This is a genomic window from Arthrobacter sp. B2I5, from assembly GCF_030816735.1.
GTDB lineage: Bacteria > Actinomycetota > Actinomycetes > Actinomycetales > Micrococcaceae > Arthrobacter.
Window position 1 is genome coordinate 3997284 of sequence record NZ_JAUSYF010000001.1, and the last position, 21779, is coordinate 4019062.

Annotated in this window: 15 protein-coding genes; 11 read left to right on the forward strand and 4 right to left on the reverse strand. The window is 66.5% G+C overall.

Annotation, left to right across the window (positions count from 1 at the left end):
* Window positions 1–82 precede the first annotated feature (82 nt).
* The 8 genes from QFZ60_RS18550 (at window position 83) to QFZ60_RS18585 (ending at window position 10861) form a co-directional block, all read left to right on the forward strand.
* Complete coding sequence (locus tag QFZ60_RS18550) at window positions 83–1339, forward strand: acyl-CoA dehydrogenase family protein (RefSeq protein WP_307092388.1); 1257 nt, start codon at window positions 83–85, stop codon at window positions 1337–1339.
* Window positions 1340–1386: 47 nt separating this feature from the next.
* Entirely contained in the window at window positions 1387–2583 is a 1197-nt protein-coding gene (locus tag QFZ60_RS18555) for an acetyl-CoA C-acetyltransferase (RefSeq protein ID WP_307092390.1), read from the forward strand.
* The gene (locus tag QFZ60_RS18560) at window positions 2580–4163 is read left to right on the forward strand and encodes a long-chain fatty acid--CoA ligase (protein WP_373427696.1); all 1584 of its coding nucleotides are present in this window, start codon (window positions 2580–2582) and stop codon (window positions 4161–4163) included. Before QFZ60_RS18555 ends, QFZ60_RS18560 begins: the two co-directional genes overlap by 4 nt.
* Window positions 4164–4404: 241 nt before the next feature.
* The gene (locus QFZ60_RS18565; protein ID WP_307092391.1) at window positions 4405–6966 is read left to right on the forward strand and encodes a rhamnogalacturonan lyase; all 2562 of its coding nucleotides are present in this window, start codon (window positions 4405–4407) and stop codon (window positions 6964–6966) included.
* Window positions 6967–7001: 35 nt separating this feature from the next.
* Window positions 7002–7835: an aldo/keto reductase gene (locus QFZ60_RS18570; RefSeq protein ID WP_307092394.1), complete on the forward strand. Its 834-nt coding sequence runs from the start codon at window positions 7002–7004 to the stop codon at window positions 7833–7835.
* Window positions 7836–7967: 132 nt separating this feature from the next.
* A complete protein-coding gene (locus QFZ60_RS18575; protein WP_056331329.1) occupies window positions 7968–8234 on the forward strand; it encodes a GlsB/YeaQ/YmgE family stress response membrane protein in 267 nt (88 codons plus the stop codon).
* Between the two features lie 126 nt (window positions 8235–8360).
* Window positions 8361–8777 (forward strand): YtxH domain-containing protein, encoded by a 417-nt coding sequence (locus QFZ60_RS18580; RefSeq protein WP_307092396.1) that lies wholly within the window; start codon window positions 8361–8363, stop codon window positions 8775–8777.
* 218 nt (window positions 8778–8995) lie between these two features.
* Entirely contained in the window at window positions 8996–10861 is a 1866-nt protein-coding gene (locus tag QFZ60_RS18585) for an HNH endonuclease signature motif containing protein (RefSeq protein ID WP_307092397.1), read from the forward strand.
* 119 nt (window positions 10862–10980) lie between these two features.
* Here QFZ60_RS18585 and QFZ60_RS18590 read toward each other — a convergent pair whose 3' ends face one another.
* Window positions 10981–11880 carry a putative protein N(5)-glutamine methyltransferase gene (locus QFZ60_RS18590; RefSeq protein WP_307092399.1) on the reverse strand — a complete coding sequence of 300 codons (900 nt, stop codon included), beginning with the start codon at window positions 11878–11880 and terminating at the stop codon, window positions 10981–10983.
* 157 nt (window positions 11881–12037) lie between these two features.
* Between QFZ60_RS18590 and QFZ60_RS18595 the strand changes: the two genes are divergently transcribed.
* Entirely contained in the window at window positions 12038–13084 is a 1047-nt protein-coding gene (locus tag QFZ60_RS18595) for a beta-propeller fold lactonase family protein (protein ID WP_307092400.1), read from the forward strand.
* 348 nt (window positions 13085–13432) lie between these two features.
* On the forward strand, window positions 13433–16447 hold the full coding sequence (locus tag QFZ60_RS18600) for an alpha-amylase family glycosyl hydrolase (RefSeq protein WP_373427697.1): 3015 nt from the start codon (window positions 13433–13435) through the stop codon (window positions 16445–16447).
* Here the strand turns inward: QFZ60_RS18600 and QFZ60_RS18605 are convergent.
* The 3 genes from QFZ60_RS18605 to QFZ60_RS18615 form a co-directional block, all read right to left on the reverse strand.
* Entirely contained in the window at window positions 16444–17406 is a 963-nt protein-coding gene (locus QFZ60_RS18605) for an SDR family oxidoreductase (protein ID WP_307092403.1), read from the reverse strand. The genes QFZ60_RS18600 and QFZ60_RS18605 overlap by 4 nt on opposite strands.
* A gap of 13 nt (window positions 17407–17419) precedes the next feature.
* A complete protein-coding gene (malQ, locus tag QFZ60_RS18610) occupies window positions 17420–19642 on the reverse strand; it encodes a 4-alpha-glucanotransferase (protein ID WP_307092404.1) in 2223 nt (740 codons plus the stop codon).
* Between the two features lie 163 nt (window positions 19643–19805).
* Window positions 19806–20540, reverse strand: a complete 735-nt coding sequence (locus QFZ60_RS18615; RefSeq protein WP_307092405.1) for a GAF and ANTAR domain-containing protein — start codon at window positions 20538–20540, stop codon at window positions 19806–19808.
* 177 nt (window positions 20541–20717) lie between these two features.
* On the opposite strand from QFZ60_RS18615, the gene QFZ60_RS18620 reads away from it, so the two are divergent.
* Window positions 20718–21764, forward strand: a complete 1047-nt coding sequence (locus QFZ60_RS18620) for an aldo/keto reductase (protein ID WP_307092407.1) — start codon at window positions 20718–20720, stop codon at window positions 21762–21764.
* Window positions 21765–21779 lie beyond the last annotated feature (15 nt).

Consider the following 21779-nt stretch of genomic DNA (forward strand, 5'->3'; position numbering starts at 1 on the left):
GAACTGCGTTTCAATGCATCCTTAGTCGGTGTGGCGCAAGCCACACCAGTTCCACCGCCGCTGATTTAGAGGATGCAGATACATGACGACGACGTCGCCCACCCACGTGCCCGCCCGCACCGAAAGCCCTGCGGGCTTTCCTGCCGGCACCGTGGAGCCGGACTATTTCCTGACCGAGGCCCTCGGCACCGACCCCGCGTCCGTCCTGACCGGCATCAGCGATGAGGACCGCACGTACTGGGACCGGGCCCGCCGCTTCGTCCAGGAGGAGGTCCTCCCGGTCATCGACGGTTACTGGGAACGCGGCGAGTACCCGCTGCATCTGCTCCGCCGCCTTGGCGAACTGGACCTGCTGCGCGACGGCGTCCCGGTGGACGGTTACGCTCCGATGAGCAGCATGGCCGCCGGGCTGGTGAACATGGAAATCAGCCGCGGCGACGGCTCCGTGGCAACCATGATCGCGGTCCAGGGCGGCCTGGCCCTGCGCTCCGTGGCGGAATGCGGATCCGCTGAGCAGCGGGAGCGCTGGCTGCCCGCGATCGCCGGCGGCACCGAATACGCGGCCTTCGCCCTGACAGAGCCCACCCACGGCTCAGACTCGGTGGCCCTGGAAAGCAGGGCAACCCGTACTGACGGCGGCTACCTGCTGAACGGCGAAAAGAAATGGATCGGCAACGGCTCCGTTGGCGGCGTCAGCATTGTGTGGGCGCGGGGCGACGACGGCCAGGTCCACGGCTACCTGGTTCCGCAGGACTCCCCCGGCTACACCGCCACCAGGATCGAGGGCAAACTGGCCCTGCGCGCCATCTGGCAGGCGCACATCCGGCTGGAGGATGTCTTTGTCCCGGAAGCGAACGTCCTCCCGGGCGCCCGAACCTTCAAGGACACTGCCCGTGTGCTGCTGGCGACGCGGCTGGGGGTGGCCTGGTCCGCCGTCGGCCATGCCACCGCCTGCTACGAAACCGCCGTCCAGTACGCCAAGCAGCGCAAGCAGTTCGGCCGGCCCCTGGCCGCCTCCCAGATCGTCCAGGAACGGCTGGCCCGCATGCTCAGCGAACTGGCCACCATGCAACTGATGGTGGTGCAGATGACCCGGCTCGATGAAGCCGGAATGCTCGCTCCTGAGCAGGCGTCGTTGGCCAAGTACACCTGCACCCGGACCGCCCGGGGCATTGCGTCCAATGCGCGCGACCTGCTGGGCGGCAACGGCATCCTGTTGGAAAACCGCGTGGCCCGGCACCTCGCCGACATCGAAGCCATCCACACCTATGAAGGCACCGAGACCATGCAGGCCCTGATCATCGGCCGGGGCATCACCGGCATGTCCGCCTTCGCCTGAAACCTGCCGTCTGGCTTCCGCCGCCCGTCATCCTGAAAGGACTGTTCTTGAACCAGAACGCCAACATCCCCGTCATCCTGGGCGGCGCCCGCACGCCGTTCGGCCGGTTCCGCGGCGGCCTCACGCCCTTCTCGTCCAGCCAGCTCGGCGCCCATGCCATCCGCGCTGCCCTGGAACGGACCGGTGTGGCGCCGGAACAAATTGGTGCCGTCATCGTGGGGCAGGTCGTCCAGGCCGGCGCCGGGCAAGGTCCCGCACGCCAGGCCAGCCTGGCCGCCGGCATCGGCTGGGATGTCCCCACCATCACCATCAACAAGCTCTGCCTGTCCGGGCTGACTGCCGTGATCGACGCCGCCCGGATGATCCGAACCGGGGAAGCGGATTTCATTGTCGCCGCAGGCCAGGAGTCGATGACCAACGCACCGCACCTGGTCCCCGGGCTTCGCGCCGGCGTCGTCATCGGCGATGCTCCCATGCTCGATTCCCTGAACCACGACGGACTCCAGGACCCGGTGAGCGGCAAGCTGATGGGCGAGGCCACGGACGCCGGGAACGCCCAGCGCGGGATCGCGCGTGAAGAGCAGGACGCGGTGGCGGCCCGCTCGCACCAGCGCGCCGAGGCAGCCCGGGCTGCCGGTGTGCTGTCGGAGGAGATCGCGCCGATCCAGGTGCCGCAGCGCAAGGGCCCGGCCGTGACCATTGAGCACGACGAGGGCATCCGCTCGGAAACCACGGCCGAATCCCTGGCGCAGCTCCGGCCGGCATTCTCCAAGGAGGAGACTGCCACCATCACCGCCGGCTCGGCGTCGCCCCTCTCCGACGGCGCCGCGGCGCTGGTCATCGCCAGCAAGGCGGCGGCCGAAGCGGCAGGGCTGGAGTGGATCGCCGAGATCGGCGCCCACGGGCAGACGGCGGGACCGGACGGATCCCTCCATTCCCAGCCGGCCCGTGCCATCGAGCGCGCACTGAAGTACCAGGGGCTCACGGTGCAGGAACTGGACCTGGTGGAAATCAACGAAGCGTTCGCCTCGGTCCTCATCCAGTCCGCCAACGACCTGGGCATCGATACAGAGGCCGTGAACGCCGACGGCGGGGCCATTGCCCTGGGCCACCCCGTGGGCGCCTCGGGTGCCCGCCTGGTGCTGCACCAGGCACTTGCGCTGAAACGCCGCGGCGGCGGCACCGGCGTCGTGGCCCTCTGCGGCGGCGGCGGCCAGGGCGACGCCCTCATCCTCAAAGCATGACCACCCCAACGAAGAAGCAGGCCATGACCAACAACCCCTCCGCCGACGGCTTCGCCACCATCTCCGTCGCAGCCGTCCTGGCCGAATCAGCCAAAAGGACTCCAAACAGCATCGCCCTCATGGTGGGTGAGGACCAGGTCAGCTACGCCGACCTCTGGGACCAGACCCGCGCTTATGCCGGGGCGCTGCGGGCCCGCGGCATTGGCCCGGGAGACGCCGTCGCTGTCCTGATCCCCAATGTCCCGGACTTCGCCCGGGTGTATTACGCCATCCTGTCGCTCGGCGCCATCGTGGTCCCCGTGCATGCCCTGCTGAAGGCCCGCGAAATCGAATACGTCCTGCAGGACAGCGGCGCCAGGCTGCTGGTCTGCGCCGCTCCCCTGCTCACGGAGGGGGCTGCCGGCGCTGCGGCCAACGGAACCGACGTCCTGACGGTAATGGCTCCCGACGACGGCGGGTTCCCCCGGCTGGAAGCGGAAGCAGCCGCCGTCGAACCCATCCGGACGTATGAACCGTGCCGCCCCTCGGATACGGCCACCATCCTCTACACCTCGGGCACCACCGGCAAACCGAAGGGAGCGCTGGGCACGCACTTCTCACTGGTGGAACAGACCAGCGTGCTGCTGACCAGCGTGATGGACTTCCGGCCAGGCGACGTCCTGTTCGGCGGGCTGCCGCTCTTCCACACCTTTGGCCAGACGGTGGTCCTCAATACGGGCCTGCGTGCCGGAGCCACCATCGTCCTGATGCCGCGGTTCAACGGCGAGGACGCGCTGAGGCTGTTGGCGCGGCACAAGGTCAACATCTTCCTGGGGGTGCCCACCATGTATGTGGCGCTCCTGGAAGCTGCGAAGACGGTACCGGACCGTCCGGGCGCGCTCCGGTACGGCATCTCCGGCGGCGCATCCCTGCCGCTGGCCGTCATGGACAGGTTCCGGGACGTTTTCGGCGTGGAGATCCACGAAGGCTACGGCCTGACCGAGACCTCGCCGGTGGCCTCCTTCAACCACGTGGGCACCGCACCGCGGCCCGGCACCATTGGGGTCCCCATCTGGGGCGTGGACATCGAAATCGCCCGCCCGGAGACGGTGGAGGCCATCGAGCTGCTGCCAAACGGCGAACTCGGTGAACTCGTCATCCGGGGGCACCTGCTGATGAAGGGCTACCTCAACCGGCCCGAGGCCACCGCGGAGGCCGTGGTGGACGGCTGGTTCCGCACCGGAGACCTGGGAACAAAGGACGACGACGGCTACCTCACCATCGTGGACCGCAAGAAGGACATGATCATCCGCAACGGCTACAACGTCTACCCCCGGGAAGTGGAGGAAGTCCTGCTGACCCACCCGGCAGTGGTGAGCGCCGCCGTCTACGGCATCCCCGACGAGGTCCATGGGCAGGAAATCGCAGCCGCGATCGTGCTGGACGCCGGCGCAACCGTCAGCGAAACCGAGTTGATGGACTTCGCCAGCAACCAGCTCGCGGCCTACAAGTACCCGCGGGTGGTCAGGATCCTTTCCGAACTCCCGTTGGGACCCAGTGGAAAGATCCTGAAGCGGAAGCTGGCCGGCGACCCCGCCTAGGGCATTCGGGTATATCAAGGCCAGTCAGGTCAGGCCAGGGCGGGTCAGGGCAAGGCCGGCGCCTCGCGGCAGGGCTCCGCATCGATGCCCGCCAAGCATGCTTGGCGGGCGTCGGCTTGCCGCTTCTACAACGTTCTAAATACCCTGACCGGGTCAGGAATACAAGGGTTGCCTTCACCCCTCCCCCAGGCCTAGATTGCTGGGGAAGCGTTTTCCGGTCTCAAATTGAAAGGATTCACTGATGAATCCCCGCCTCACCCCCATACGCCTTCTTTCGGTCGGCGCCGCCGGCCTGGCACTGACGGTTGGCTGCCTCGCCACCCCGGCTTCCGCCGTCGGCCCCTCCCCCAAGCCCGGGAATCCCGGCATCCAGTTGGACCACCTGGACCGGGGACTGGTGGCCGCCGGAACCTCGGAGGGGGTCTTCCTCAGCTGGCGCCTGCTGGGCAACGAAGCCACCGGGTCCTCCGCCACCGGCCTCACCGGCACCGACTTCACTGTGTACCGCGACGGGCAAAAGCTGGCCACTGTCACCGACAGCACCAACTTCCTGGACCGTACCGGAACGGCCGCCTCGGCCTACCAGGTGCGCGCCGTCGTCGGGGGCGTTGAAGTGGACCGCAGCGCAGCAGCCACCCCCTGGGGCAGCAACTTCAAGGACATCCCGCTCAAGAAGCCGGCGGACGGCGTGACCCCCGCGGGCCAGGCCTACACCTACTCCGCCAACGACACCTCCGTGGGCGACGTTGACGGCGATGGCCAATACGAATTCATCGTCAAGTGGGACCCCAACAACTCCAAGGACGTCTCACAGGTGGGCTACACGGGCAACACCTTCGTGGACACCTACAAGGCGGACGGCACCCTCCTCAGCCGGATCGACTTGGGCGTCAACATCCGCTCCGGCGCCCACTACACCCAAATGCTGGTCAACGACTTCGACGGCGACGGCCGGGCAGAGATGATGATGAAAACGGCGCCGGGGACCAAGAGCACCAGCTTCAACGCCGACGGCAGCGTGGCGGCGAGTTCCTTCATCTCGCTGCTCCAGTCCGACCTCGACGCCGGCTACTCCAACGCCGACGACTACCGCATGAGCGCCGCCGACTACTACCGGCACATGGTGAAGACCTTCCAAGGCTGGACGGAGCACCCCGAGGTGAAGGCCGGCCACTGGCCCGCCACCCTTGAGGAAGCGTTCGGCATCGCGCCCAAGTACAAGTACCCGTTGTCCCAGGCCGACGCCGAAGCACTCACCGACTACTTCATGGACGTCTACGCCCCGTCGCGCAGCGCCCGCAACAACCTGCGCGCGTTTGAAGGCTTCATAGTTTCCGGGCCCGAGTACCTGACGGTGTTCGAGGGCGGCACGGGCAAGGAGCTGAAGACGGTGGCCTATACGCCGGGCCGGACGGACGATGGCCTGATGTGGGGCGATTACGCCATGGCACGGATCGAGCCGGGCAACCGCGTGGACCGGTTCCTGGCCGGCGTCGCCTACCTCGACGGCAAAAAGCCCGCAGCCGTTTTCGCCCGCGGCTACTACACCCGCACCACCCTGGCCACCTACACCTGGGACGGGACCAACCTGTCGCCGGTCTGGAACGTGGACTCGGGCTGGACGCCCATGACCAATCCGTTCAACGACTCCCCACACGGCCGCGACGGCACGGACCCCACCTACGGCAAGCTCACCACCCAGGGCTTCCATTCGCTGAGCGCCTCGGATGTGGACGGTGACGGAAAGCAGGAGATCGTCTACGGATCGGCAACGCTGGACGACGACGGCTCAGTCCTGTACACGTCGTTCGACACGCTGCCCACCGGCAGCGCCGCTCCCGGCGAGGAGGCGCGGCTGGGACATGGCGATGCCATGCATGTGGCGGACATCGACCCGGCGCGCCCCGGCAAGGAGATCTTCACCGTGCATGAAGGGGCCGCCTATGCCCCGTACGGCTACGCGATGCGGGACGCCGCCACCGGGGAGGTATTGTTCGGCGCCTACTCGGGCAAGGACACCGGCCGAGGCATGATCGGCGACGTGGATCCGTCCGTTCCCGGCATCGAGAACTGGGCCATCGGCATGCAGTCCGCGGACGGCCGCAAGCTTTCCAGCAGCGCCCCCGGAACCAACATGAGCATCAAGTGGGCCGCGGACATGACCACGCAGATCATCAACGGTTCCGGCGACCAGACCCCCACCATCGATGACTGGAAGCGCGGACGCCTGCTCACGGCGGACGGCACCCGCACCAACAACAGCAGCAAGGGCACTCCCAGCCTGGTGGCGGACATCCTGGGTGACTGGCGGGAGGAGATGGTGGTCCGGACGGTTGACAGCTCAGCGCTCCGAATCTACCTGAGCACCGAGGTCACCAATCACAAGCTCTACACCTTGATGCACGATCCGCAGTACCGCGCCGAGGTTGCCCGCCAGAACACGGCCTACAACCAGCCTGCCTACACCGACTTCTACCTTGCCTCCGACATGACCTTCGGCAACGTACCCCTGCGGGCCGCGTGGCTGCCGGGCAGCGTCAAGGCATTGCAGGACATCCTTTCGGACCTGGTGGACTCCGGGGATGTGGCGGGACCCGTGGGGGCCCAGCTCGACGCCAGCATTCAGCAGGCAGCGAAGGCGGTCCAGGACGGCGACCCGGCCAAGGCAGGCCAGGCCATGCGGAGGTTCGCAGACTTCCTTGCCCAGCAGAAGGGGCCGGATACGGTATCAAGTACGGCCCGGGTGGCGTTGGACTACAACGCCGGCAACATCCTCCAGGCTTTCTCGAATCCAGGCCAGTGAGGGCAGGGACGGCCGATAAAAGGGAGACTGATGGCATGACACTTGCACCGCTCATCGAACTCAATGACGGCAACAGGATTCCCCAGCTGGGGCTTGGCACCTGGCCGCTGGACGACGAACAGGCGGCTGCCGCCGTCGTCCAAGCCGTGGAAGCCGGGTACCGGCACATCGATACCGCCGTGAAGTACGGCAACGAACGCGGGGTGGGCAACGGGATCCGCGCCAGCGGCGTGGACCGGAGCGAGCTCTTCATCACCACCAAGCTGGACGGTGAGTTCCAGGGCGACGAGCGTGCAGTGGCGGGCCTGGAGGGCTCACTGAAGCGGCTGGGCCTCGATTATGTGGACCTGCTCCTGATCCACTGGCCGCTCCCGGGACGGGACCAGTACATCTCCACCTGGCGGACGTTTGAACGGCTGCAGGCTGAGGGAAAAGTACGGTCCATCGGGGTATCCAACTTCAAGCCGGCCCACCTGGAACGGCTGTTGGCTGAGACTGACGTGGTGCCGGCGGTTAACCAAATCCAGCTCAGTCCTGCAATTACCCGGTCCGCCGAGCGGGAATTCCACGAACGGCACGGGATCGTTACAGAGTCCTACAGTCCCCTTGGCGGATCCGGTGCAGGTTTATTAAGTGCTCCCCTCCTTGCCCAATTGGCGGAAAAGCATGGGAAAACCCCCGGCCAACTGGTCCTGCGGTGGCACATACAAAACGGATTGGTAACGATTCCCAAGACGGCTTCACCGGAGCGGATGGTGGAGAACCTGGACGTGTTCGATTTCGCCCTGGACCCGCAGGATCTAGCGGAATTATCCGTCTTGGACGAGGGTCCCGACGCGGGCAACGATTCAGACAAAACAGGGCACTGAAACCTGCCTGAACAGGACTTTTTTCTCAAAACGGGGTTGGCAAAAAGATAGTAAGCATGATTACTATTGGGGCAGAAGGATGAAGTGCCTCCGGAACCTGGAGGCCTCCTTTACTTAGGAAGAGAGCAACAAATGGGATTTATTGCATTTCTGATTCTCGGACTTATTGCTGGTGCGATCGCTAAGGCGATCCTCCCGGGCAGGCAGGGTGGCGGCTGGGTCATCACTCTGATCCTGGGCGTCGTTGGCGCTTTCCTCGGCGGCTGGCTGGGCGGGTTGATCTTCGGCAGTGGACTGCAGGAGTTCTTCTCGATCCAGACGTGGCTGCTGGCAATCGTCGGCTCGCTGATTGTCCTTGCCATCTACGGCATGGTCACCAAGCGAAGCGCCCGCGGATAACTGTACGGGCATGCCAGGAGGCCGGCCTGGGGACACCATCCCCAGGCCGGCTTTCATTTTCTCCGGCAAGGGGCGCCCGTTACGCCGGCCGGAACTGACAACCTTCTCGCAGAGCAGGAGTTCATCGTGAAAAACAAGCTTCTTTTGGGTGTCGGCGTTGCCGTCGGCTATGTCCTCGGCTCGCGTTCAGGCCGTGCGGCCTATGACAAGCTGAAGGCCCGCGCCGCCGGCATCTGGGACAGCAAGCCTGTCCAGGACAAGGTATCCGTGGCTACGGAGACCATCAAGGAAAAGGCCCCCGAGGTGGCGGACCAGTTGGCCGAAGCCGCACGCCGGGCTGGCACAGTCATTGGCTCCGCGATGCACCGGGACGGCAGCTCCGGCGGAGGCCAGGCATCGGGAACATCCAGTGGCACACCTGCCACGGGTACCCCATTGACGGGCGACGCCAACAGCACGGGTGAAGATCACATCCCTGCACACAGCACCCACCCGGAGACCACCAACCTTGGCACCTCCGACGGGACCGGCACCAAGGCCTGATCACTGCTTTCGCCCTGATCATTACGCGGGGAGCTGCGTTTGACACAGCGGGATGCAGGCTTTGTGCTACAACTGAATCGCCTTGCCGGCCGTCGCGATCCTTGGGGGACGCGGCGGCCGGCAACGTTTAACGGGGCTTGAAACATCAGCAGACCGGGTTTTCCACATAGGGGTTTTGGGGGGTCTTCTTTGTCAGTGGTGGCTGGCAGAGTTGGGGTATGGAGGCCATTGGGGAAGATCTTGGGGAGGCGGACGACGCCGGCAGTTGGCTGCCGCGCCCGGCCCACCTTCAGGCAGTCCCGCGGCAGGTTGCAGCCACCGGCGAGGAGCCGTCACGGCGATCCCATGGTCTCCCGAGTTCCGCGGCACCTGTTGTGCGGGACGTGGCACCTGTTGCACGTAATTTGTTGGACGGACTGGGTGCGCGGCTTGCGGCCGCTGCCCTGGCCGCCCCCGACGTGCTGGCCGCCGTCTCCTATGTCGAGGCCGCAGACTTCGCCGACGCTGTCGAGGAACTGGTCCGCACCGCGGAGTACCTGCAGATTCTCTCGGCCGGCGCCGTGGACAGGACCCGCGCCCAGGCCATCAGCGACACCGCCACGGCCAGGACCCGCGGCAGCCGGGCCCGGGGCTGGATCACCGGATGGGACGCCAACGGTATCGAAACCCTGAACACCAGCCCTGGATCCATGGTCGAGACCGACGCCAACTGGCTCGGTTTGCCCTCCCAGCCCGGGGCAGCCGCTGCACATTGCCGTCTGGTGGCGTCCCCCGCTGATGACGGCTGCCGGAACACCGCAGAGTTCCTCCGCCTCCGCCTGCGGATCCCCATCCGCGAAGCCCGCCGCCGCCTCACCCTCGCCCGGCAGGTCCTCCCCGGCACCACCCTCACCGGCGAACCACTCCCGCCAGCCCGGCCACACCTCGCCGCCGCCCTCACCCCGGGCCCGCGATCGGACCCCAACCCCCAGGCACCGGCTGTGTCCTCGCACGCCGCGACCATCATCACCGCCACCCTGGACCGGCTCCAGCACCACACCACCGAAGAAACTCTGGACCGGATCGAACACCACCTCACCCACGCCGCCACCACCACCGACCCCGACTTCCTCACCCGCCTGGCCCAACGCTGGACCGACACCATCGACGCCGACGGCACCGAACCCACCGAAGAAGCCCTCCGCCACACCCAAGGCGCCTTCATCCGCAAACCCCGCCACGGCCTGCACCACGTCGAAATCTTCGCCACCACCGACCAATACGAACACCTCCTCACCGTCATGAACACCGCCACCAACCCCCGCACCACCACCCCCGACACCAGCACCGGAAACGGCACCGGCAGCACCGCAGGCACAGGCACGGGCACCGGGGACAGCCCAACGGCGAACAACGCAATCGAACCCAGCGCCACGATTGACCTGGACCGGCGCACCCGCGCCCAAAAACAACTCGACGGCATCATCACCGCCGCCAAAACCGCCCTCGCCACCAACACCCTGCCCACCACCGGCGGCAACCGCCCGCAAATCATCGCCACCATCCACTACCAGGACCTCTTCCCCGAAACCCTCAGCACCTCTGGAAGAACAGAATCAACAACAGGGGTACAGCTAGAAACCCGGCCGGGAACAGGGGCAGGCACTTTCATGTTCACCGGCCCCGTCGCCGCGGCCACCCTGCGCAAAATCGCCTGCGACGCCGACATCATCCCCGCACTCCTGGGCACCGGCGGCGAAATCCTCGACCTGGGCCGCAAAACCCGCCTCTTCACCCCAGCCCAACGAACCGCCCTCACCGCCCGCGACCAAGGCTGCGCCTTCCCCAACTGCACCATCCCCGCACCCTGGTGCGAAGCCCACCACATCACCTACTGGTCACACCGCGGACCCACCACCACCGGAAACGGCGTCCTGCTCTGCAGCCACCACCACCACCTCATCCACAAAGAACAATGGAAAATCACCACCACCCACGGCACACCCACGTTCATACCCCCACCCCACATCGACCCCACCCAAACACCACAACAAAACCACTACTTCAAACCACCCCCACCACCCGCAAACCCCCAGGGAAGCTGAGGCAACGGTGCTGAACAGTTGCCGGACCGCGTTTTCCGATAGACCGCCATTTGAAGGTCGTCGGCGCCGAATCACTATCCGGTTCAAGGAGCCGGGGCTGATAAAACCGGGCGGGATACCTACCCCTGAGGTGACCCCGCCGTCGTGCTCCCAACAACAACGGTGCCGTCCACTTCCTCTGAACGGACCGTCCGTGTGTCGAAACCGGCGGCGGCCAGGATCGCGGATGTGCCGGCTGCCTGCCGCTTGCTGGTTTCAATGAGCAGATGACCACCGGGGGCCAGCCATCCGGCGCTTCCGGCAGCAACACGGCGGTGGAAGTCCAGGCCATCAGCACCGCCGTCGAGGGAGGCAACAGGTTCGTAAAGGCGCGCCTCGGGCGGCATGGTGCGGATAGCTTCTGTGGGCACGTACGGAGCGTTGACCACCAGCACCCGGACCCGGCCGCGCAGCTCCGGCGGCAGGGCATCGAACAGGTCCCCTTCATGCACCTGACCGCCCATTGGCGCAACGTTTCGACGGGCACACCGAACAGCCGCAGGTTCAACGTCGGCGGCATGCAGTTCCACGCACGGTGCCTGATGAATGACGGCCGCTCCCACTGCTCCGGACCCGCAACAGAGGTCAACGACAACGGCGGGCGCCTGCCGGGGCCACTCCGGCAGCAGCGCCAGGGCCTCACTGACCAGCAGCTCGGTACGGCGGCGGGGGACGAAGACACCGGGCTCCACCAGAATTCGGCGGCCGGCAAATTCCGCCCAGCCCAGGATGAGTTCCAGGGGGACGCCTGCCACACGGCGCTGGACGTTCCGGTCACGGTCAGCGGGAGTTGAGGCTTCGGCGAGCAGCAGGCGGGCCTCTTCCTCGGCGAAGACGCAGCCCGCCGACCTTAGGGCCGAGACAACGCCGTCGAAGCCCCGTGATTGGGAAGAACCGGGAGACGGTGAGGGACTGCGAACAGCCCGTGATTCAGGACGTGGCACGGCAACGCCCTCCGTTGAGCCGGTGGGCATCCCCATGTTTGCTAGGCCACGCTCTCGCGACGGCACCGGGCGGGGACACCCACTGCTGTTACCGCGGTCATGGGCCCGCCTCCTTCATTCGTTGCTGGAAATCCCATGCTAATAGGTGGCGTTATGCACGGGAATGAGCAGCAATTCTTGGCAGGATGGAATCATGACCATGGGCACAGCCAGCGACATTCTTTGGATCGGCACCTACACCCCCGACGGCGGCGGTCGCGCCAAGGGCATCGGCGCTGTCCGGGAGCACCAGGACGGAAGCCTTGAATGGCTGGGCACCGCAGCCGAGGCGCAGTCGCCGTCGTTCCTGGCCGTCCACCCGACGCTTCCGCTGGTATATGCGGCAGCGGAGCAGCGCAAAAAGGTCCAGGCCTACCGCCGCCGGGGCGTTTCTGCGCTGGAACCGTTTGGGGCACCCGAACCGGCCGGAGAGGCCACCTGCCACGTGGCCGTGGACCCGCGCGGCCGGTTTGCCACCGCTGCGTGCTGGGGCGACGGGCAGGTCCTGCTCTACGAGCTGAAGGACGACGGCGGCCTGGCCGGGCGGTTTCCCGCCGCACCGTCGGTTGACCCCCACGCCAGCCTTTCTCCCGGCAGCCCCAGGCAAAGCCGTGCCCATGCCAGCCTGATGCTGCGCGACGGGCGGGTCATGACCACGGACCTGGGCCATGACACCCTTCGAATTTGGAACTATGAGCCGGGCAGGGGGCTGGTGGCCGACCACGAGGTGATCCTTCCCTACGGCAGCGGTCCCCGGCATATGGTGGAGCACCCTACGGGCAACGTCTTCATCGTGTCGGAGTACTCTGTGGAGGTCTTCGTGGTCCGGCCCGAAGCCGGCACCTATGAGCTGGTATTCCGTGGACCCGCCACCGCCGGCGGGAGCCAGGACGGTGATTCCGCCGCCGAAATCTGCCTTGGCCCGCAGGGAAACTTCGCCTACGCCGGCGTCCGCGGGTCCAACATCATCAGCGTCCTGGAAGTAGCAGCAGGCGGCACCGAACTGATCCCCGTCAAGGACTTCGACAGCGGTGGGGACTGGCCGCGGCACCACCTGGTCCGGGGAAGCTGGCTGCATGTGGGCCACGAGAAATCGGACAACATCGCCATTTTTGAGCTGGATCCCGTCACGGGGCTCCCCGGCCCGAGGCTTCATAATTTGGGCACCCCATCCCCCACTGCCCTGGTGTCCGCCGGCTGACCGTAAACACAGCCGGGACTTCCTGCGAGGGCTGGAGCCCCGACACAACACGGCGCTCTCACAAACACTGGAGTAATTCAGTGCAAGCGCTTACAGTGGTGACCTGGTTCACAGATCAGCATGCTGACCTTCGAACCCTCCTGCCGCATCCCTTGTCAACGGCAAGCCTGTACAGCAGCGCTGCTTCCCAGGAAGGTCTCACCCTTGTTATTCCGCACCCCTCCAGGCGCGCCCCCACGCGCCCAACTGCGGCCAAAGCCCGCAGGAACACAGCACCCCACAGCCCGTCGATCAACCTCTGGCCACGCCGTCGCGGCCCGGTCCGCAGCCGGCCTCCTGGCAGCCGCCGTGGCAGTTTCGGCGGCAGTCCTCCCGGCCCATGCCGGGGTGGGCCTTAAGGATCCAAAGAATCCCGGCAGCCAAGGCCAGGGCTCCTCCTCCGCACTCCATTCGCTCCGCGGTCCCGTCACGGACGAGAACTTCTACTTCGTCATGGCAGACCGCTTCAGCAACGGCAGCACCGCCAATGACCAGGGCGGCCTGGGGCCTGACCCGATGGTCTCCGGCTTCGACCCCGCAAAGAAGGGCTTCTACAACGGCGGGGACCTGGCCGGGCTGCGCACCAAGATCGACTACATCCAGGGCCTGGGCACCACGTCCATCTGGTTGACCCCCAGCTTCAAGAACAAGGCTGTCCAGCCGGAGGACAAGTCAGCCGGCTACCACGGCTACTGGGTCACCGACTTTACCCAGATCGATCCGCACCTGGGCACCAACGACGAGCTCAAAGCCCTGATCCAGGAGGCCCACGCCCGCGGCATGAAGGTGTACTTCGACATCATCACCAACCACACGGCGGACGTTATCGGCTACCAGGAGGGCGACCGCAAAGGCTACGCCTCCAAGGACGCCGTCCCCTACAAGACGGCCTCGGGCGAAGCATTCGATGACCGCGACTACGCCGGCACCGGAACCTTCCCCAAGCTGGACGCGAACACATCATCCCCTTACAAGCCACTCCTGGCCCCCGGTGAAGAAAACCTCAAGGTCCCTGCCTGGCTGAACGACCCCACGCTCTACCACAACCGCGGCGACACCACCTTCACCGGTGAAGACTCCATGTACGGCGACTTCTTCGGCCTTGATGACCTCTTCACCGAGAACCCCAAGGTGGTGCACGGCATGGAGGACATCTACAAGTCCTGGATCGGCGACTTTGGCGTGGACGGTTTCCGGATCGACACCATGAAGCACGTGAACAACGAGTTCTGGCAGGAGTTCGGCCCCAACGTCCTCAATTACGCCAAGGAACACGGCAAGGACGAGTTCTTCATGTTCGGCGAAGTCTTTGACACCACCAAGAGCTTCACGTCGCAGTTCACCACCCGCAATAAGATGCAGGCCGTGCTGGATTTCCCCTTCCAGGATGCTGCCCGCAACTTTGCTTCCAAGAGCCAGGACGCCAAGGCGCTGCAGGCCTTCTTCGCCGGCGACGACTGGTACACCGACGCCGACTCCAACGTCTACGAGCTGCCCACCTTCCTGGGCAACCACGACATGGGCCGCATCGGCAGCTTCATCGCCCAGGACAACCCGGCCGCAAGCGACGCCGAGAAGGTGGCCCGCGATGGACTGGCGCACGAATTGATGTACTTCTCCCGCGGCAACCCGGTGGTCTACTACGGTGACGAACAGGGCTTTACCGGCCCCGGCGGCGACCAGGACGCTCGCCAGACGCTCTTCGCCAGCAAGGTGCCGGAGTACCTGGACGACGACCTGCTGGGCACGGACGCCACCCACGCCACCGACAACTTCAACCCGGGCCACCCCCTCTACGCCAAGATCGGTGAACTGGCCGCCCTTACCAAGGAGCACCCGGCACTTCGGAACGGGGCGCACCAGCACCGCTACGCCTCCAACGGGCCCGGCATCTACGCCTTCTCCCGCACCGACGCGCAGGACCAGCGCGAATACGTGGTGGCCCTGAACAACAGCGCCCAGCCGCAGACGGCTGAGGTCCCCACCTACATCGCCAAGCGCAGCTACACGCGCATTTACGGCGCGGGCGCCGACGAAGCCAAAACTTCGGACGACGCCAAACTGACCGTGACCGTCCCGCCGCTCTCCGCCGTCGTCTATGAATCCTCGGGACGGATCCCGCACTCCAAGGAGGCTCCCGCCGTCGCCCTCCAGCAGCCGGCCGCCGCGCCGGCTGACAACGGGCGCATCAACGTAACGGCCGACGTCGACGGTGCTTCGTTCTACGAGGTCACCTTTGAGGCGAAGACGGCCGGCGGCCAGTGGCAGCCCATCGGCACGGACGACACCGCGCCGTACCAGGTGTTCCACGACGTTGCGGCGCTGGACGCCGGCACGCCGCTGGAGTACCGCGCCACCGTCCTGGACAACGGCGGACATTCCGCCACCAGCCGAAGCCGTTCAGCGAGCGTTCCCGCGCCCGTCCTCACCCTGCAGAAGCCCGCCGAAGGCATCAGCGTGGAAGGCAAGGTGGAGCTGAGCGCCACCGCTGATCCGGAAAAGGCTAGCCATGTGATGTCCTTCGAACGCAGTGTTGGAGGCGGGGACTGGACCGCGGTGGGCACCGACTCGTCGTCGCCCGTCTACTCGGCAACCGACGACGTCTCCGCCCTGGCCAATGGCACCAAGGTCCAGTACCGCGCAACGATGGCCGGCCCTGGTTTCAACGTCACCAGCGACACCAGGACCGTCACGGTTGGGCAGGCCCCGCAGCCCGACTCCGTCACGGTGGCCGGGTCCCTGAATCAGGCAATGGGCTGCAGCGCAGACTGGGATCCTGGCTGCAGCCAGGCGCGGATGACCCTGGATCCGGCTGACCGCATCTGGCGGCTGAGCGTGGACCTGCCGGCCGGGAAGTACGAATACAAGGCGGCACTCAACGGCGGCTGGGACGAAAACTACGGCGCCGACGGTCAACTGAACGGGCAGAACATCGTGCTGGACCACCCCGGCGGCAGGGTCACCTTCCGCTACGACAACAGCACGCACCTGCTGAGCGCCGTCTATGCCTCACAGCAGCCGGCCGCGGTGGCCGCTGCCGGGAGCATGGACAGCGAGCTGGGCTGCGCCTCGGACTGGGAGCCGGCCTGCAGCCAGGCGCAGCTGGTGCTGGACCCGGCCGACCTCGTGTGGAAGCTCTCCGTTCCGGACCTGCCGGCCGGAAGCTATGAGTTCAAGGCGGCCCTCAATAAATCGTGGGACGTCAGTTACGGGGCCGGCGGGGCAACGCCGGGGGCCAACATCGTGTTTGAGCACGACGGCGGCCCGGTCACCTTCCGTTACGACCACTTCACCCACGTGATTAGCGCAAGGCCAGGCGCCTAACCCCTGACCTGGTGGCCGAGGATGCCGATCAGCCGCCGAATCGCATCCTCGGCCGTGGGCGGCGGGCCAAAGACTTCCCGCTGGCGGCTTGTATCTGCGACGTAGCGCCCCGTTTGAAACCACGCCATCATGGTCGCCATGTCCTTGGCCATGGGGGTAACCCGGCCAACCGTGGCAGCGGCAGCCTTCAGGACCGGCATGGGGACGGAGCGGACCTTGATCCGAGTGCCGGTCATGCTGCCCGCGATATCAGCAAAGTCCTGCATGCTGATCGGCCGGTCCCAGCCGATATCGATGTGCTGGCCCTCCGCGCCGGGGGCATCGACGGCATCGGCCAGGCAGCGGGCAAGGTCAGCGGTAAGCACGAACGTCAGCGGGACCCGCGGAGAACCAAACCACATGACCCTTCCCTTCGCCACGGGATCGCCGCCTGACCGGGCCACTTGGTCCAGGAAGGCGCCTGGCCGCAACGCGACAAAAGGCACCCCGAGCTGTTCGAGCCGGTCCTCCATCAGCTTCTTGTGCCAGAAGTGGGGTACCTGCGGGGTCTGGTCGCAGGTGAGGATGCTGGTCAGCACAAAGCGGCGCACGCCTGCCCTGCCGGCCGCCTCGGCAAGGTTGGAGTTGCCCTGCGTGTCGATCTCCGGGCTGTCGCCCTTGCGGTGCCGCGTGTAGCCGGCCGCGGAGGTGATGACGGCATCGACACCCGCCATGGCTTGGCGGAGCGATTCGGGTTGCATCATGTCGCCCCGTGCAATGTCGACGCCGGCCGCCTCCAGCCTTGTGGCATCGGAGCCGGGCCGCACCAGGGCCCGCACGTGTTTTCCCCGGGACACCAGTTCACTGACCACCTGGTTTCCCAGCATGCCGGTGCCGCCAACCACCAGTGTGGGACCACGGCCGCCGGGTTCCCCGGCTGAGCTTGCGAGGCCAGGGCGTTGGCGGGGATCTTCGCTCATTGCATTCTCCAACCTATTTTTCGTGCAGGGCTCCCTCCACCGCCGCAAGCAGCGAGTTGAACCGCTTGTTCGCGGGAAGGTCATCGAGGTAGACGGGCTTGCCGTCAGGGCCGCCCAATGGCACCTGCCAGTTGGGGTAGAGGGCCTCCGTGGTCCCGGGCTGGTTCTGGACCCGCCGCTCCCCCACCGCATCCACCAGGGCCACGCCGAGCAGTACCGACGGCGCCTGCGCCAGCAGGAGGTGCAGCGCCTCGATGGTGTGCTGCTCGGACGCCTGCCCCTGAGCACCACCGGCCGCGCCTTCGGAGAGGTAACCGCGTTCGCGCAGCAGGGCGAACATCTTCTCCAGGGACGCGTTGTGCTCCGCACGCTCCTCCTGCTCGGACCGCTCCAGCAGGCCCAGCCGGCTCCGCAGCCCCACGTGGTCCCCGGCAAGGTAACCGGCGGTGGGCGGGAGGTCGTGGGTGTTGACGCTGACGAGCGCCTGCGTCCGGTACTTTTCCGGCGCAAGGGGCGAATCGCCGTCGTACTCAAACCAAAGGATGGACGTGCCCAGGATCCCGCGGGCCGCAAGATAGTCACGCACCCATGGCTCGAAGGTACCCAAGTCCTCCCCGATCACCACGGCGCCGGCGCGGTGCGCCTCAAGGGCGAGGATGCCGATCAGGGCCTCGTGGTCGTAGCGGACGTAGGCGCCGTCCCCCGGAGCATTCCCCATGGGAATCCACCACAGCCGGAACAGGCCCAGGATGTGGTCCACACGGATGCCGCCGGCGTGCCGGAGCACGTTGGCCAGCATGTTGCGGAACGGTTCGTAGCCCGCCTCGGCCAGCCGCGCGGGGTGCCACGGCGGCTGGCCCCAGTCCTGGCCCTGCTGGTTGTACATGTCCGGCGGGGCCCCCACGCTGGTGTTGGGGGTCAGCACGCCGCGCAGCGTCCAGGCGTCGGCGCTGCTGTGGTCCACGCCCACGGCGAGGTCGTGCACCACGCCCAGCCGCATGCCCGACCGCAGCGCTGCCTTCTGGGCGTTTTCCAGCTGTTCGTCGCAGATCCACTGCAGCCAGCGGTGGAACCCGATCCGGTCCGCCAGCTTGGTGCGGAGGGCTTCCGCTTCCGGGGTTCCGATGGCGTAGGCGGGGTCTTTCCAGAGCGGATCGTCCGGCGCCAGGTCCTCGCGGATGGCCGACCACAGCGCGAAGTCCTCCAGGCCGCTGCCGGAAACGCGGCAGAACTCGTCGAAGGCGGCCTGCCGGGCGGGTGAACGGCGCGTGTGGTAGAGCATTTCCAGTGCCTGCAGCTTCGCGGCATAAACGGCGTCGCGGTCCAGGCGCGCGCCCTCCCTGTTCAGGCCGGACACTTCGTCGCGAAGCTTCTCCACGGCGGCGCGCCTGCGCGGCTTCAGGTAAGCGAGCTCAGGAATGGCCTCAACGCGGATGTACAGCGGGTTGAAGAAACGGCGGGTGGACGGCGAATAGGGCGAAGGCTGGACCGGCGGAACGGGCTCAGCCGCGTGCAGCGGGTTCACCAGCACGTAATCGGCACCGCGCGCGCCGCTGATGGCGGCCAGGTCGGCCAGGTCCGCAAAGTCGCCGACGCCCCATGACCGCTTTGAGCGGACCGAATACAGTTGCGTGGCCAGCCCCCAGCCGCGGCGTTCCTCCAGCGGCTTTGCCGTGGCCAGCCGTGCCGGCGTCACTACCAGGGTGGCGGTGGCGGTGGAACCTTCCGACTCCGCATGCAGGGTGTGCCAGCCCAAAGGAAGGTCCTCGGGAAGGGAGAATGTGGCACGTCCCATGGACACGCCGTCGACCTCCTTGGGCTGGACCCAGAGATCCTGCTGGACCGCCGCCCGCTCCCCGGCTCCCCCTTCCAGGCTGACGGCAAGGCGCGCAGTGGCACCGTCACGGACGTGGACCGGCACCTGGGCCGGCTCGCCCTGTTTGATAACGACGGCGGGCGGCAGCATGCGCCGCCACGGCGCCAGTTCCGCTTCCGCCAGGGCAGCCTCGATGTGCCCGTTGGTGTGTGCCTCAACGCCGAGGGCGGCCAGCACCTTGATCAGGGTCTCCTGGGCAACGGCGTGCGGAAGCCCGTCCCAGCCCTGGAAGGACGTGCCCACGCCGTGCGCGTCCGCCAGCCGCTGCAGCAGGTGCGGATCGACCGGCCCAGGGGCAGTGGCTGGAGGCCCTGCCGTGGTGGTTGGCCGTTCTGCATGCTGTTGGTCTGAAGCCGTCATGGGCGTCCGCCTCGTCTGTGATGGTCCCGGAACTTTACAGTGCTGCTGTTGTACCGGGCGCCGACACCCCCGTGCACAACCGTTGGTTCAGATTATTGCAGGGCGGCGCGGAGGCGAAACCAGGACTGCACGCGGGCGGGTCTTGACGGGCCCAGGGCATGGTCTACGGATCAAAGTGCGTGCGCACTGCCCCGTCACTGACCCGGCCCAGGATTCCGGCGGCAACGTCCCGCAGCTTCTGGTTCCGGTGGCTGGACGCCTTGGTGAGCAGGGCCATGGCCTCGTCCTGGCTGCACCGGTTCTGGGCCATGATCACGCCGCAGGCAAGGTCTATGGTGGTACGGCTCGCCATGGCGGCCTTCAAGTCATCCGCGAGGCTCTGGGTGTCGGCGATCCGCAGCGCCAGCCGCAGTGCACGGGATGCGAGATCGGCAAACGCTTCAGCCCGGTGGACGGTGTCGGGAGCAAAGACGTCAGGCTCCGCGGCGAAGAAGTTCAACGCCGCGGACTGGTGCTCGTCCAGGGCAAGGGGGACGCCCAGGACGCTGCCGCAGCCATTCTCGGCCAGGACTTTCTGGTAGTTGGGCCAGCGGTTATCAGTCTCCACGTTGGACAGGACCATGGGCCTCATGACCTCCAGCGCCGCGAGGCACGGGCCCTCCCCCAGGGCCTGCTCCAGCTTGTCCAGGACCACCGCGCGTTCACTGCTGCCGGCAATGGTGACATTGCGTTTGCGGCGTCGGAGGGTCACCCCGCACTCGATGGGCGCACCTGCATCGCCGCTGAGTGTGGAAGCCGCAACAGTGGACAGCTCCCTCAGGAAGTCAGCCACGTTGCTGCTGCCGATGATGAGGTCGTGCAGCTGGACGAACTGGTCGTCACTCTTGATGGTGCCCATCCCCAATATAGGCATGATGCCCGGCCGTTTGCGCGCCACAAAACGTCATCCCCGCTGGCCCCGGTTACCCTGTGCGACGAAAAGAGAAGGACTAAGGCGGAAATCTGCGGCGCTCCCTCCCAGCTGTGTAGCCTCATGACGATCCAAGGCACGGCAACTGAATGGAGGAAACCGCAGATGAGCCTGAGCGAACTGCGGGTGTTCGGACGGTCGGGGACCCCCATCAGTCCCCTCACCCTTGGCACCATGAATTTCGGCGAGGGGAACGGAAGCTCCCAGGGCGCCCCCACCGGTGCGGATGAAAGCATTCGCATCATCCATGCGGCCCTGGACGCTGGCATCACGGCAATCGACACCGCCGACGTCTACTCGCAGGGCGAGTCCGAGCAGGTGGTGGGCAGGGCGCTGCGCGGCCGCCGGGACGACGTCTTCCTGGCCACCAAGTTCCACGGCCAGATGAGCCCCAATCCGGCGCACTCCGGGAACTCCCGGCGCTGGATCATGCAGGCCGTCGAGGGCAGCCTCCGACGGCTGCAGACAGACCGCATCGACCTGTACCAGGCGCACCGGCCGGACTACAACACCGACGTCCTGGAGACCATCACCACCCTTAATGACCTGATCCGCCAGGGCAAGATCCTGTATTACGGCACCTCGGTGTTCACGCCGGCGCAGCTTGTGGAGGCACAATGGCTGGCCACCACGAACCACCTGATCCCGCCGCTGGGCAATCAGGTTCCGTACTCCATGCTGGTCCGCGGCAATGAACGCGACGTCCTGCCAATCGCCCAGCAGTACGGCCTGGGGGTGCTTGCCTACGGTCCGCTGGCCGGCGGCTGGCTGTCCGGCAGCTTTGTCCTCGAATCAGGCAAGCCGCCCACCCGGGTGCACACACTGCCCGGCCGCTACGACATCTCCGGGCCCTCGAGTGAGCGGAAGCTGCTTGCCGCTGACTCGCTCGCCCGGCTGGCGGACAAGCTGGAGCTGTCGCTGGTGGACCTGGCCGTGGGCTTTGCCCTGACCCATCCCGCCATCAGCAGCGTGATCATCGGCCCGCGCAGCAGCGAGCACCTTCAGGCGTACCTGCGTGCGGCGGACGTCCAGCTGGGCGAGACCGCACTGGACGCCATCGATGAGCTGGTGCCGCCGGGAACCAACTTCGTGGAGCGGGACGCGGGTGCCATTGTCCCGTCCATCGAGTTCGCGGAATTGCGACGGCGGTAGGGCGCTTCCAGCCCT

Excerpts from the sequence above, each read along its gene's own strand:
- QFZ60_RS18585 (WP_307092397.1), top strand. The coding sequence starts at position 8,996 with ATGGAGGCCATTGGGGAAGATCTTGGGGAGGCGGACGACGCCGGCAGT.
- QFZ60_RS18575 (WP_056331329.1), top strand. The coding sequence starts at position 7,968 with ATGGGATTTATTGCATTTCTGATTCTCGGACTTATTGCTGGTGCGATC.
- QFZ60_RS18565 (WP_307092391.1), top strand. The coding sequence starts at position 4,405 with ATGAATCCCCGCCTCACCCCCATACGCCTTCTTTCGGTCGGCGCCGCC.
- malQ (WP_307092404.1), bottom strand. The coding sequence starts at position 19,642 with ATGACGGCTTCAGACCAACAGCATGCAGAACGGCCAACCACCACGGCA.
- QFZ60_RS18605 (WP_307092403.1), bottom strand. The coding sequence starts at position 17,406 with ATGAGCGAAGATCCCCGCCAACGCCCTGGCCTCGCAAGCTCAGCCGGG.
- QFZ60_RS18590 (WP_307092399.1), bottom strand. The coding sequence starts at position 11,880 with ATGGGGATGCCCACCGGCTCAACGGAGGGCGTTGCCGTGCCACGTCCT.
- QFZ60_RS18550 (WP_307092388.1), top strand. The coding sequence starts at position 83 with ATGACGACGACGTCGCCCACCCACGTGCCCGCCCGCACCGAAAGCCCT.
- QFZ60_RS18615 (WP_307092405.1), bottom strand. The coding sequence starts at position 20,540 with ATGGGCACCATCAAGAGTGACGACCAGTTCGTCCAGCTGCACGACCTC.
- QFZ60_RS18570 (WP_307092394.1), top strand. The coding sequence starts at position 7,002 with ATGACACTTGCACCGCTCATCGAACTCAATGACGGCAACAGGATTCCC.
- QFZ60_RS18595 (WP_307092400.1), top strand. The coding sequence starts at position 12,038 with ATGACCATGGGCACAGCCAGCGACATTCTTTGGATCGGCACCTACACC.
- QFZ60_RS18620 (WP_307092407.1), top strand. The coding sequence starts at position 20,718 with ATGAGCCTGAGCGAACTGCGGGTGTTCGGACGGTCGGGGACCCCCATC.
- QFZ60_RS18560 (WP_373427696.1), top strand. The coding sequence starts at position 2,580 with ATGACCACCCCAACGAAGAAGCAGGCCATGACCAACAACCCCTCCGCC.